This window comes from Pseudoalteromonas sp., from assembly GCF_041613455.1.
Lineage (GTDB): Bacteria > Pseudomonadota > Gammaproteobacteria > Enterobacterales > Alteromonadaceae > Pseudoalteromonas.
Map to the genome: position 1 here is coordinate 1 of NZ_JBFJHD010000086.1, position 12,109 is coordinate 12,109.

Here is a 12,109-nt window from a genome sequence, read left to right on the forward strand (position 1 = left end):
CTTCGAACTGCTCAATACGTTGTTTGATCAGATCTGAAATTTCAGTGGAATTAAGTTGCATGCTCTTTTTCCCAATTACGATTGTAGTGTTGTGGCTAAGCGGTTTAATTTACCGCGAACTGAGCCGTCGATTACAGTGTCACCCGCCTTAATAATAAGGCCGCCAACGACTGTAGCGTCTTCACTACAATTCAGCTTAACTTTGCGTGCGAAACGTTTTTCTAATGCCGCTACCAGTGTCTCTTGTTGCGCCGCAACAAGAGGCGTTGCCGAAATCACATCAATCTCGATTTCTTTGTCATAGTCTGCTTTTAAAGCAGCAAATAACTGAGCAACCTCAGGCAGTGCAATCAAACGTCCATTTTCAGCCATCACCTTAACTAGGTTCTGACCTTGTTCGTTGAGCTGCTCAGCACATAAGTTAATAAATAACTCAGCTTGTGCTGTAGCAGTAGGCAATCCAGCTAAAATGGCAGATGCCTGTTCATTGCTGGCAACGTGGCCAGCAAAGAACAACATGTCATTCCAACTTTCAATAGTGCCTTTTTCAACGGCAAGTTCAAAAGCCGCTTTAGCGTATGGGCGAGCGATAGTAGTCAATTCAGACATGCTCATACCCTCCTAATTACAGCTCAGCGACAAGTTTTTCAACGATGTCACTATGTGCGGCTTGATTGATTTCACGCTCTAAAATTCTTTCTGCGCCAACCACGGCCAGAGTTGCTACTTGCTTACGTAGCTCTTCTGTCACACGGTTACGCTCTGATTCAATTTCAGAGTGCCCTTGAGCAATAATTTTTTCACGCTCTTGCTGACCACGAACAGTTTCTTCGTCAACAATTAGCACGGCACGCTTTTTAGCTTGATCAATGATATCAGCCGCTTGAGCCTTTGCATCTTTAAGCTGTTCTGCAGCTTTCTGTTGCGCAAGTTCTAAGTCTTTTTCGGCTCTATCAGAGGCAGCTAAACCATCTTCGATTTTCTTCTGGCGAGCTTCAATTGCACCGTTTAGTGGTGGCCATACGTATTTCATACAAAATAATACGAACACCGTAAACGCAATTAATTCACCGATAAGAGTGGCGTTTAAATTCACAACCGCTCCTCCTTAAATAGTAAGCTGTTCAAAAAATAAAATTAAAGTACGAACAACAATACCATCGCGATACCAACACCAATCATTGCTACAGCATCGATTAGACCAGCAAGGATAAACATTTTAACTTGTAGCGATGGTGCAAGCTCAGGTTGACGCGCACAAGCTTCAAGGAATTTACCGCCCATGTTACCAAAACCAACCGCTGTACCGATTGCACCGAAGCCGATAAGTAAAGCTACTGCGATGTACTTAAGACCTAATACTAGTTCCATTTTTTTCTCCAAAGTTTCAATTGTAAATTAAAGTTAAATATTAAAGGTAAAGCTAAAAATTAGTGATTATCCGAACTTGCCATACTTAGGTATACGATTGTTAACATCATAAATACGAATGCTTGCAATACAATTACTAAGATATGGAATACCGCCCAAACAAAATGCAGAGGCAATTGCATTAAGCCAATCGCGCCGATAAGGATGAAGATTAATTCACCTGCATATAAGTTACCGAACAAACGCAGAGCCAGTGAAAACGGCTTAGAAACCAATGCGATAAGTTCTAATAACAAGTTGAATGGGATCAAAAGGATTTGCATCGCCGTGTTGTTAGAACTAAACGGGTGAAGTGTTAGTTCTTTAATAAAACCGCCGATACCTTTGATTTTAATAGAGTAACCAATCATTAATATGAACACACCCAGCGCAAGTGCGGCGGTCATGTTGATATCTGTTGTTGGTACAATTTTCATGTATACATCGTGTGAATCCATACCAAATGCAGTTTCGCCAACAAAGCCAGCAAACGCAGGTAAGAAATCAACCGGGATTAAGTCCATTAAGTTCATTAAGAATATCCAAACGAATATTGTTAATGCTAATGGCGCAATAAGCTTACTTTTACCGTGAAAGGTATCGCGTACGTTGTCGCCAACGAACTCAACTATCATTTCAATAAAACATTGAAATTTCCCTGGTACACCTAGTGTTGATTTTTTTGCGGCACTACGGAAGATCCATAAAAATATTAGACCTAGTCCGATAGACCATGCGAGGGTATCCACATGCCATGTCCAGAAGCCACTATCCGCACATGCTTTATTGAAGGCTAAACCGGCATCGGTCGAACACATCTTCGCATTGGTCAAGTGGTGCTGAATATGGCTAGATAGAGTAACTTCTTCTGCAGCCATGTTATATCCCAAAAGTTAATGTTTAAAAAAAACGGGTGCGAACAATCCACTAAATAACACCAACACATAAGCGCTAAAAAAAGGCAGTAACACTACCGGGTAAAGCTTAAGTACCAGTGCAAACAATACGATTGTCAGCATAAATTTTAGTCCGTTACCGCGTTTTAACGAGGCATACGCTTGATTTGCTCTACTAGCACCCATATATCTAAATGCATAGAGGGCAAATACTAAGTGGGGAAGTACTGCTACAGCGCCGCCAGCTAATGCTGATAGACCACTATTGACTCCCCACCCTAAAAAAGTAATTAACGCAGCAATTAAAGCTACAATTCCCTGAAGATAAATTAATTTTAATGCGGCAAGCCTATAAGGTCTTGCTAACTTATTCGTCACGTTTAGTTAACCTTAATGGCGTTCTAATTGTCAGGGTATGAAAACTGGCGAAATTATACTTAATCCTGCCAGTTTTGCAACTTGAGTAGACGCTTTGTAACACAAAATCGCTACAAATGTCCTTTTTTAGACATGCAATAAATTAATGGTGGGTATCATCTTGGTTAATGCGGTTTAAAATACCATCTAGCTCATCTAGGTTGGTATAAGAAATAACCAGCTTTCCCTTGCCTTTTTTATTGTAATTAATTTCTACTTTGGCCCCTAAGTTTTCAGCTAACTGTTGTTCTAACTGCTTAACATCGGGATCTTTTGCTACTTTTTCTTTAGCCACTACCGGTTCTAAAATTGACCGTACTAGCTTTTCGGTTTCACGTACAGTGAGCGCTTTAGCGACGGCTAAACGTGCCGCATCTGATTGCGTATCGCCTTCCAATGCTAATAAACAACGCGCGTGGCCCATCTCAATATCACCATGCTCTAACAATGTTTTTACATCGTTATTTAAATTGTTTAAACGCAGTAAATTGGTCACCGTGGTACGTGATTTTCCCACTGCATCGGCGACTTGCTGATGGGTTAATTCAAATTCGTGCAGTAGTCGATTCAGTGCTATCGCTTCTTCCATTGCATTAAGGTCTTCACGCTGAATATTTTCTATTAGCGCAATCGCGACGGCCGCCTCATCGGGGACGTCTTTAATAATACAAGGGACGCTATCGAGCTTGGCAATTTGCGCCGCGCGCCAGCGACGCTCACCGGCAATAATTTCATAGCTATTGGGCGCAATAGGGCGCACCACAATGGGCTGAATAATGCCTTGCGAGCGAATAGAGCTGGCCAGCTCTTCTAATGCTTGTTCCGACATATCTTTACGTGGCTGATATTTGCCCGAGTGTAAAAATTCAATCGGTAGTTGTTGTAATTCGTTTTGTTGCGGTTGCGCTACATTGTGCATAATTTCAGCTGAGTGAGACGAATTTTGCGCTGAATTATTCGATGCAGGTTTTGATGAACTTAACAGTGCATCAAGCCCTCGGCCTAAACCTCTTTTTTTAGCAGTCATATTATTTTTTTAACCTCAAAGTTAGGCGACCACAGGCGTTGTTTTTTCTTTTCTGCGTAGCATTTCGCCCGCTAATGCTAAATAGGCTTTAGCGCCACTGGATGCCCGGTCATAATACATAGCTGGCGCACCAAAGCTGGGGGCTTCGGCTAAGCGAACATTACGTGGGATCACGGTGCGGTACACTTTATCGCCAAAATGTTGTTTTAATTGTTCTGATACATCATTTGCTAATCGATTACGCGGATCGTACATAGTACGCAGTATGCCTTCAATTTGTAAGTTAGGATTAACTAACTTGGCAAGCTGCGTAATAGTGTCCATTAGTGCCGTTAATCCCTCTAAAGCATAATACTCACATTGCATCGGTACTAAAATAGAGTCGGCAGCGGCCATGGCATTTACGGTTAACATATTTAAAGAAGGCGGGCAGTCGATAAAAATAAATTCGTACTGATCTTGCACCTTTTCTAGCGCATTACGTAAGCGTACTTCACGCGCAAACAGTTCCATTAATTTGACTTCGGCAGCGGTAACGTCACCGTTAGCGGCAATCATATGGTATTCACCAGAGGTTTCTTTAATGATCACCTCTTCAATGGGTTTGTCTTCAATCAGTAAATCGTAAATTGTGGCTACGTCGCCATACTTATCGACGCCACTGCCCATTGTCGCGTTGCCTTGCGGATCGAGGTCAATTAACAGCACTTTACGTTTTGTTGCAGCCATAGATGCAGCGAGATTAACCGCCGTGGTCGTTTTACCCACTCCACCTTTTTGATTTGCTAATGCGATGACTTTTGCCACAGTGTTTCTGATCCCTAGTCTTTAGAAAGAATAATTAAATGTCGTTGTGCATCTAAATTAGGTACTTCTAATGCAATTTTTTGCTCAAATTTAACGCCTGCCGGTAATGACTCTAACTCGTCGCTAGGAAACACACCTTTTAGGGCAATAAACTTTCCTGAATGATCAATTAAGTGACCACACCAGTCAACCATATCTTGCAATGAAGCAAAAGCGCGACTGAGTACGCCATCTAATTTAACACTTGGCTGATATTCTTCAACTCTAGACTGCACCGGGGTGACATTATCGAGTCCTAGCTCATGCTTCACTTGCATTAAAAAGCGCACCCGTTTGCCCAAGCTATCTAATAGCACAAACTGAGTATTGGGTAGTGCAATCGCTAATACAATACCCGGTAAGCCAGGGCCGGTGCCTACATCAATATAATGATGACCGGGTAGATGAGGCGCAACAACTAAGCTATCCATAATATGCTTAATCATCATTTCTTCAGGCAACCGTACTGAGGTTAAGTTATACGCTTTATTCCACTTATGTAATAACTCAACATAACGTACTAGTTGCTGCTGTTGTTTTTCAGTTAGCGCAATATTAGTTTGCGCTAACAATGTTGTTAATTGTTGCTGTAACACAATGTACCTTTACTGTTACGCAGTTTTACGTAACAAGCCTTGCTTCTTTAGATACACTAATAATAGCGAAATCGCCGCTGGGGTGATACCAGAAATACGCGAAGCTTGGCCAATAGTATCTGGACGTGCGTCAATCAGCTTAGCGACCACTTCATTTGATAAGCCAGATACCGACTTATAATCAAACTCTTTAGGTAAAATCGTTTGTTCATGACGTAACTGTTTATTGATCTCATCTTGTTGACGCGCAATATAACCGGCGTACTTAGTATGGATCTCAACTTGTTCAAGTGCTGCTTTGTTAGTGAACTCAGATCCAAGCCCGTCAATTGCCATCAGATCGTTATAACGAATTTCAGGACGACGCAATAATTCTTCTAAACTTGCTTCACGCGTTAATGGCGTTTTTAGTAAGCTATTTACTTGTTCAATAACAGCATGATCTTTATGGATCCAAATATCTTTAATACGCTGTTTTTCTTTGGCGATCACGTCCATTTTTTCGTTATAAGCCTGCCAGCGCTCGTCATTAACTAAGCCTAGTTCACGGCCTTTTTCGGTTAGTCGAATATCGGCGTTGTCTTCACGCAGTAATAAGCGGTACTCGGCACGGCTGGTAAACATACGGTACGGTTCTTTAGTCCCTAAGGTTGTTAGGTCGTCAATCAGTACCCCTATATACGCTTCATCACGACGTGGAGTCCAAGACTCTTTACCTTGCACTTTTAACGCGGCATTCATGCCCGCTATTAAACCTTGCGCACCGGCTTCTTCGTAACCTGTGGTGCCATTTATTTGCCCAGCAAAAAATAAGCCGTCAATAAACTTGGTTTCTAACGAGCGTTTTAAATCGCGCGGATCAAAAAAGTCATATTCAATTGCATAACCAGGGCGGCAAATATGTGCATTTTCAAAACCGGTGATCGATTGCACAATTTCCATTTGCACATCAAACGGTAAGCTGGTTGAAATACCATTTGGGTATAGCTCGTAAGAAGTTAAACCTTCTGGCTCTACAAATATTTGATGTTTGTCTTTATCTGCAAAACGTACAATTTTATCTTCAATTGACGGGCAGTAACGTGGGCCTATACCTTCAATAACACCTGAGTACATGGGTGAGCGATGTAAATTATTACGAATAACGTCATGGGTTTTTTCGTTCGTGTAAGTAATGTAGCAAGGTATTTGTTGTGGGTGATCGCTTTGCTTACCCATAAATGAAAATACCGGAGTAGGTGCATCACCTGGCTGCTCTTGCATTTTACTAAAATCAACCGTACGGGCATCAATACGCGGTGGGGTACCGGTTTTTAAACGATCCACTCTAAATGGCAACTCACGTAAACGATCGGCTAAAGCAATTGAAGGAGGATCGCCTGCACGGCCACCTTTGAAGTTTTCTAAGCCGATATGTATTTGGCCACCCAAAAACGTACCTACGGTTAAAACTACGCTCGGTGCTTGAAAACGCAATCCCATTTGGGTCACAACACCCACAACGCGATCGTTTTCAACAATAAGATCATCACACGATTGTTGGAAAATCTTTAAGTTTTGTTGGTTTTGTAAGGTGGTTTGAATAGCAGCTTTGTACAGCGCACGATCCGCTTGGGCACGTGTTGCGCGAACAGCCGGGCCTTTTGAAGAATTTAGCGTTCGAAATTGGATCCCGCCTTTATCGATCGCTTGTGCCATGGCACCACCAAGGGCGTCAATTTCTTTAACTAAATGACCTTTGCCAATGCCACCAATTGCAGGGTTGCAAGACATTTGACCAAGGGTATCCATATTGTGAGTTAGCAGCAGGGTATTCATCCCCATACGGGCAGCTGCCAATGCGGCTTCAGTGCCAGCATGTCCACCACCTACTACGATAACATCAAAATTTTCGTGAAAAATCATTAATCGGATCCTACTTAAATCAAACCGGTAAACTTCAAAAGGGAGCGTATTCTACCTAGAAATTAGCAGAAGATAAATGATTAACCACGGCCAAGATCTAAGTGTGTGATCTCTAATAATATAAAGGATCTTTTAAAGAGATCTTTTATATCTATTACTACTACTGAACAGGTTTTCTGTTGATAAGGTTTAGATCTGTATTTAAAACATAATATTAGATCAGATCTAAAGGTGTGAACATGATCGGATCATCAGGCAAATAAGCTCTGATCAAAAAGCCACTTTATGCACAGGGCAATCTCAACTGGATCTTATCCAATGGATAAGCATGGCTAGAAATGCAGTTTAATCAGTGGTTATCCACAAAAATAAGTAAATTATTAGTAATTTGTGGGTAACTTTGTTTGTAATTTTTAGCTTGATCTATTGCTTTAAGCCTGATTCAACTAGCCAAGATGCTAACCAGGCCAGTGCAGTTTCTTCTGGTAATGCTTCATCAAGGATATTTAACTCTAATCGTTGTGCTACTTTAATAGCGCCTTTGCTTGCTAATAAGCTATCTACTTTTCGCGCTGCAAGGTTATAGGTATCGTAACTGGTGTCACCTAATCCTATTACTGAGTACTTTAAGTTTGTTAAATCATCTACTTGCGATAAGTCATCAATAAAGCTTAGTAAGTTGTCGGGGTAGTCACCGGCACCATAGGTTGAAGTACAGATCAGCCAAGTGGTGTTTTGCTGATCTATGCTGTTAAACTCAGGTTGCTCGTGCAGTTGGGTGCTAATTCCCTGATCATTAAGCGCTTCGCTCAATTGTTCTGCCACATATTCAGCAGATCCCATCTGGCTGCCAATAATAATATTTACTGAACTCATTAATTATCGTGATCACATCATTTTAATAGGTGCGTATGATAACTGAGTGAGCATAACAGTAAAGTTAAGAGTGCCGTTTTGTATAACTATTTTAGCTTAAAATTCACTCATGGTTTTAATGTTGTTTATAACGCATTGATATTATTGTATTTAACAAATAATCTTTAAATGTAATCATCTGATCAAGCTGTGAATAAAGCGGGGGAAAGTTATGCTTAAAAGTAGATCGTTATTATTAATAGATCGCTAAGTTATTGATTTTATATAGTCGGCGTACCTTGGTTTGCGGCTATTTAAGCATTTTTTCTACAGCGATCGAAATGTGTATAGATCGGCTGTTGATAACTGTAAATTAGATCAAAAAATAAATTGAGCAGCGATCAAATAAAGCAGATCTTTTTATCATATTGAGTTATTAATGGAAAAAAATCGCTTTGAGTGCTGCTTTATGACTATTTTTTCATTAAATACGCTGCATGTTAGTTACTATAATCGGGAAGTAAACGATATTGTGGATAACTGATCTGGTTTTATTTATTTTTTTTGTGTTGATCAGCGTTTAATATTGATAAAACGATCAGTAAATTGCTGCTTCGAGGCTGGGCTAATTAGCTATAAATTTAGCGCGTTTTTAGCTATAAACAGACAATAGTTATAAGTCTATTTTGCGTTTGCTGCTGGTAAATAGGGTAAGTATTAGCCAATAAACGTTATTTTTAGCCTGCTTTATAAGCCGTTAAGCTCAGCTACAACGACACAGTTAGCCGCTAAATAGGGCGTATTAGCGTTAAAATAGCAGCAATAATGGAGTGTAATTAAGCGCTTTTTACTGTGCTCAGTTGGTATTTTTAGGCAGTTATAGTATTGGATTCGTTATTCACTGGTGGCTTTATTTCAAGCAAATAAGCGCGAGGGAACTGTTTTAAGCTGATTAAAACAGCAGTAAATAATAAGTTTTAGCAAATAAAAAAGAGCCGTAAAGCTCTTTTTTATTAATGGGTAAATTAACTTAGTGTTATTTGCCAATACAATAAGTGAAAAAACTAATAAAAACAGTAGGTTTATGTTTTTTTGGTGGGTCTGTGGTGGCCCACTTTCGCATTAGAAAATATCGTGCAAGTAAACTAAAGGAAAGTAAGCCCGATCACCAAGTTTAATCATCGATAGTTTATAGATGCTTTTCTGTTAAGAGCTTTTGCTGAATGTTTGAAGAAATCACTCAGATCATCAGCACTTTCAACTTTATTACTAAAGAGCCAGTCATCTAGTTCTAATCGATTAACAATTATTCTTCTGCCATTGGGTTTTGAATGAGGAATGATCCCTGCGTGAGTAAGTTTATAAATGTAGCTTTTAGCTAACCCCGTATAGATCACGCATTCATCTACGGTTAGATTGGATACAGTACTTAGATAGCTTTTTATCTGTACTTTTTCTAGTAAAGTCATCTTTTCAACATTACTTGGTCTGTTATTATTGCTCACGTTCATGGTCTACTCTCTAAAATTTCTTGGGAAAACGGGAATATTGGGAAAATCAAATTAATTCATAACTTTAAGTTGGGAAATAAACTTGGGAAAGTGTCTCATCTAAAGCTAAATCCGCCACAATTTGTTGTGGTAGCACCTTAAAGTAGCGACCACCAGGTGGCCCACCTGCGATTACTTTCTTGAATGTTCCTCGACCTTCACGACTCTCCAACCAATGATTTTTACACATTAGTTTAATCGTATGAGAAATGTCAGTTCTATAACTAACCTTTAATCCTTTCATAAATGCATCACGAGTTATGAACCAAGCAAGCTGGCCATCTTTTTCTATCGCGTAGCCGTAGTTATCACCCAGAAACTTACCTTCAGGTAATAATTTTCGTCGCCAAAGTTTTAATGCAGCTGGTAATTGTTTTATCAACTTGTCATCTTCTGAATCACTAGAAGAGCCACGTATTTCGAGCCAAGCATCAAAAGCTTCTTTTGCGCTTTTTTCAGCAAGGCCTTTAGGCCAAGGCATAAGCCCAGCTGAAGCAGCCAATTCACCACTCACACCATGTAACGCAAATCTTTTTGCTGCTTCAATAACCTGATTGCCATTATTTTCTTTTGTTATTTCCCAATGGGTTAACATCGCTTTGATATTGAGATTTAAAAGAGTAGGGAGATCATCAATAGTGCTTAAGTACTCAACCCATTGTGGCATGACAGTGCCGTGATTTTCGTTAACGGCTTTCCAAATAGATTCAGAAAAGTCATTCATGTTGTTATGACCATAAAGATCGTCATAAGCACCGTGTTGTCTTTGGGCTGGTACTTCTAAAAAGCGGATTTCTTGACCTGCTTTTACGCCTTTATGTATTGATGAAAGTTTTTCTTCAAGTCCCATTTCACCGGTACTTAAAAAGATAAGTCGCCACTTTTTTCGCTGGCTTTGGGAGCCATCTTTATTACTGCGTGATTTTGACATTCCATTAGCTATTGTATAAATGGACTGATCGACGACCTCAGGGTCTACCTGATGCAGTTCATCTAAACAAAGCAGTAAGTTATTGTGTTCCACCGCTATTGCTTCTAACCCATTAGCGGTGCTTCTCCATGCATAATAGAAGTCAGTACCTGAGTACAAGCTTGCAGCCATGATTAAGATCGTTGTTTTAGATACTTTGGACTTACCAAATAGGTGAACACCACAACTGGGCCAATTTAACCAATGAAGCAGGGGGGCACATAAGCCTGTGCAAACAGTAAATGCAAGCAATGGATTATTTATACAGAGACTACCAACCTCTTTTTGCCAACTAGATAATGTACCTGCGGAACTTAAAAAATCAGCTTCTTTTGTGCCTGAGTAAATAACTTGCTCTGCTCCATTACTTACGGACCAACTGGGTGTAACAAAGCTATTATTAAGCCAGCCTGTTTGAGTCGAGCTTTTATATCGTTTCTCTGGCCTTGCTTGAATAAGGTAGGAAGTTATTGGGTCCCAAATACCTTTACGGCTTGATAGTGCAAGCCCTGTATCCACAAGTAATTCTTTTAACACCTTACCTTGATCATTAATTATGTGGCGTCGTGGTATCAGCTTGCGTATGCAAATACCGTCTAAGTTTTTCCACTCAACAAGCAAGCCGTAGTCTCGAGTACTATTACCTCCTCTTGAAATGCCAAGCACTTGAATTGGGCCACACAAGAACCTTGGTTCTGAATCGGCTGTTGGGGTGTAAAATAAACCTGTTTCTCTAAGCTCAAACATAATAAAGCTCCTTTACTTTGATTTCTTTTAGTTTCGTTTGGAGTTATTTGAGCAGGAAATTTCATGGGATGCTGGGAAAAACTAGGGGGAATTTCAGTGGGTTTTTCAGCCCTTTAAAAATGCGGTGTTGATATTATGGGTACGTCTTTTTTACATAAAATTGGCGTAAAAATGACGTTTTTGAACGTAAAAAATTAGGCATGCCTAATTTTTTCGCTAGAAATATTGGATATCAGTCGAATTTATTGAGGTTGTCGCGATTAAAATGAAATAGCAAAGCAAAAAATATCACCAACGTTGGAACCATGGCGCATCCTGTAAGTAAAGGAGCCATTGCTATATTTTCCCCTCTTTAATTGCTTCAAATAGATCATGCTTCAGTTTGTCGTAGTGCCGAGTAGCGCGAATAGCTAGCACCATTAACACCCACATCTGAAACCATTCATAGTCAGTCATAAGAACACCTTAATGTCTTGTATTACCCAAGTAGATATTACCTTCCCAATTGCAAAGCTCTAAAATCCAGTTACTAATTTTCAACCGTTTAGCTGGGTTAAGGCCTGTGAAAGGAAAGAAAATCTGAGCACTACGCCTTTTGAACGTTGAAAAGGGTTCTAGTCGAATATCCCAAATATCGCCATGTTCATTCATAACATCAAATGCAAACGCTTTTTGTGTGTTTAAAGCAATGAACATCTCTTCTTCCGTTTCATTGCAAAGGTTTACCTCTAAACCTAGTGGTTCACATTCGTCCTCAATACCAGCTAAGCGAATCTTTAACTCATCGTATACAGGCTTAAATGGCCAAAGCTCTTTATTTGTCATTATTTCCCCTTTTAAAATTAGGCATGCCTAATTTACAGATAAGTATCGTAGAGCTCGCCACGAGC

At 40.0% G+C, this 12,109-nt stretch carries 13 protein-coding genes; all 13 read right to left on the minus strand.

From position 1 onward, the window contains the following. Nucleotides 1–75: 75 nt before the first annotated feature. Nucleotides 76–609 carry a F0F1 ATP synthase subunit delta gene (atpH, locus tag ABYB02_RS09600; RefSeq protein ID WP_372762250.1) on the minus strand — a complete coding sequence of 178 codons (534 nt, stop codon included), beginning with the start codon at nt 607–609 and terminating at the stop codon, nt 76–78. A 16-nt stretch (nt 610–625) separates the two neighbouring features. After that, nucleotides 626–1,096: a F0F1 ATP synthase subunit B gene (atpF, locus tag ABYB02_RS09605; RefSeq protein WP_008112130.1), complete on the minus strand. Its 471-nt coding sequence runs from the start codon at nt 1,094–1,096 to the stop codon at nt 626–628. A 41-nt stretch (nt 1,097–1,137) separates the two neighbouring features. Next, nucleotides 1,138–1,371, minus strand: coding sequence for a F0F1 ATP synthase subunit C (gene atpE, locus ABYB02_RS09610; RefSeq protein ID WP_011329631.1), 234 nt, complete (start codon nt 1,369–1,371; stop codon nt 1,138–1,140). 59 nt (nt 1,372–1,430) lie between these two features. Continuing rightward, on the minus strand, nt 1,431–2,288 hold the full coding sequence (gene atpB, locus ABYB02_RS09615; protein ID WP_372762251.1) for a F0F1 ATP synthase subunit A: 858 nt from the start codon (nt 2,286–2,288) through the stop codon (nt 1,431–1,433). Between the two features lie 15 nt (nt 2,289–2,303). Continuing rightward, complete coding sequence (locus ABYB02_RS09620) at nt 2,304–2,684, minus strand: ATP synthase subunit I (protein ID WP_372762252.1); 381 nt, start codon at nt 2,682–2,684, stop codon at nt 2,304–2,306. A 142-nt stretch (nt 2,685–2,826) separates the two neighbouring features. Next, nucleotides 2,827–3,750: a ParB/RepB/Spo0J family partition protein gene (locus tag ABYB02_RS09625; protein ID WP_372762253.1), complete on the minus strand. Its 924-nt coding sequence runs from the start codon at nt 3,748–3,750 to the stop codon at nt 2,827–2,829. A 21-nt stretch (nt 3,751–3,771) separates the two neighbouring features. Next, nucleotides 3,772–4,557, minus strand: a complete 786-nt coding sequence (locus tag ABYB02_RS09630; protein WP_372762254.1) for a ParA family protein — start codon at nt 4,555–4,557, stop codon at nt 3,772–3,774. Nucleotides 4,558–4,571: 14 nt separating this feature from the next. Continuing rightward, a complete protein-coding gene (gene rsmG, locus ABYB02_RS09635) occupies nt 4,572–5,192 on the minus strand; it encodes a 16S rRNA (guanine(527)-N(7))-methyltransferase RsmG (protein WP_372762255.1) in 621 nt (206 codons plus the stop codon). Nucleotides 5,193–5,207: 15 nt separating this feature from the next. Beyond that, the gene (gene mnmG, locus ABYB02_RS09640; RefSeq protein WP_372762256.1) at nt 5,208–7,097 is read right to left on the minus strand and encodes a tRNA uridine-5-carboxymethylaminomethyl(34) synthesis enzyme MnmG; all 1,890 of its coding nucleotides are present in this window, start codon (nt 7,095–7,097) and stop codon (nt 5,208–5,210) included. Nucleotides 7,098–7,520: 423 nt separating this feature from the next. Beyond that, complete coding sequence (gene mioC, locus ABYB02_RS09645) at nt 7,521–7,973, minus strand: FMN-binding protein MioC (protein WP_372762257.1); 453 nt, start codon at nt 7,971–7,973, stop codon at nt 7,521–7,523. A 1,157-nt stretch (nt 7,974–9,130) separates the two neighbouring features. Beyond that, the gene (locus ABYB02_RS09650) at nt 9,131–9,463 is read right to left on the minus strand and encodes an excisionase family DNA-binding protein (protein ID WP_372762258.1); all 333 of its coding nucleotides are present in this window, start codon (nt 9,461–9,463) and stop codon (nt 9,131–9,133) included. 64 nt (nt 9,464–9,527) lie between these two features. After that, nucleotides 9,528–11,219 (minus strand): DUF927 domain-containing protein, encoded by a 1,692-nt coding sequence (locus tag ABYB02_RS09655; RefSeq protein ID WP_372762259.1) that lies wholly within the window; start codon nt 11,217–11,219, stop codon nt 9,528–9,530. 465 nt (nt 11,220–11,684) lie between these two features. Beyond that, on the minus strand, nt 11,685–12,044 hold the full coding sequence (locus tag ABYB02_RS09660) for a hypothetical protein (RefSeq protein ID WP_372762260.1): 360 nt from the start codon (nt 12,042–12,044) through the stop codon (nt 11,685–11,687). Nucleotides 12,045–12,109 lie beyond the last annotated feature (65 nt).

Bases quoted from the DNA above. Each gene is read 5' to 3' on its own strand.
- atpB (WP_372762251.1), bottom strand. From the start codon at position 2,288: ATGGCTGCAGAAGAAGTTACTCTATCTAGCCATATTCAGCACCACTTG.
- atpH (WP_372762250.1), bottom strand. From the start codon at position 609: ATGTCTGAATTGACTACTATCGCTCGCCCATACGCTAAAGCGGCTTTT.
- ABYB02_RS09650 (WP_372762258.1), bottom strand. From the start codon at position 9,463: ATGAACGTGAGCAATAATAACAGACCAAGTAATGTTGAAAAGATGACT.
- ABYB02_RS09660 (WP_372762260.1), bottom strand. From the start codon at position 12,044: ATGACAAATAAAGAGCTTTGGCCATTTAAGCCTGTATACGATGAGTTA.
- ABYB02_RS09625 (WP_372762253.1), bottom strand. From the start codon at position 3,750: ATGACTGCTAAAAAAAGAGGTTTAGGCCGAGGGCTTGATGCACTGTTA.
- mioC (WP_372762257.1), bottom strand. From the start codon at position 7,973: ATGAGTTCAGTAAATATTATTATTGGCAGCCAGATGGGATCTGCTGAA.
- atpE (WP_011329631.1), bottom strand. From the start codon at position 1,371: ATGGAACTAGTATTAGGTCTTAAGTACATCGCAGTAGCTTTACTTATC.
- ABYB02_RS09655 (WP_372762259.1), bottom strand. From the start codon at position 11,219: ATGTTTGAGCTTAGAGAAACAGGTTTATTTTACACCCCAACAGCCGAT.
- mnmG (WP_372762256.1), bottom strand. From the start codon at position 7,097: ATGATTTTTCACGAAAATTTTGATGTTATCGTAGTAGGTGGTGGACAT.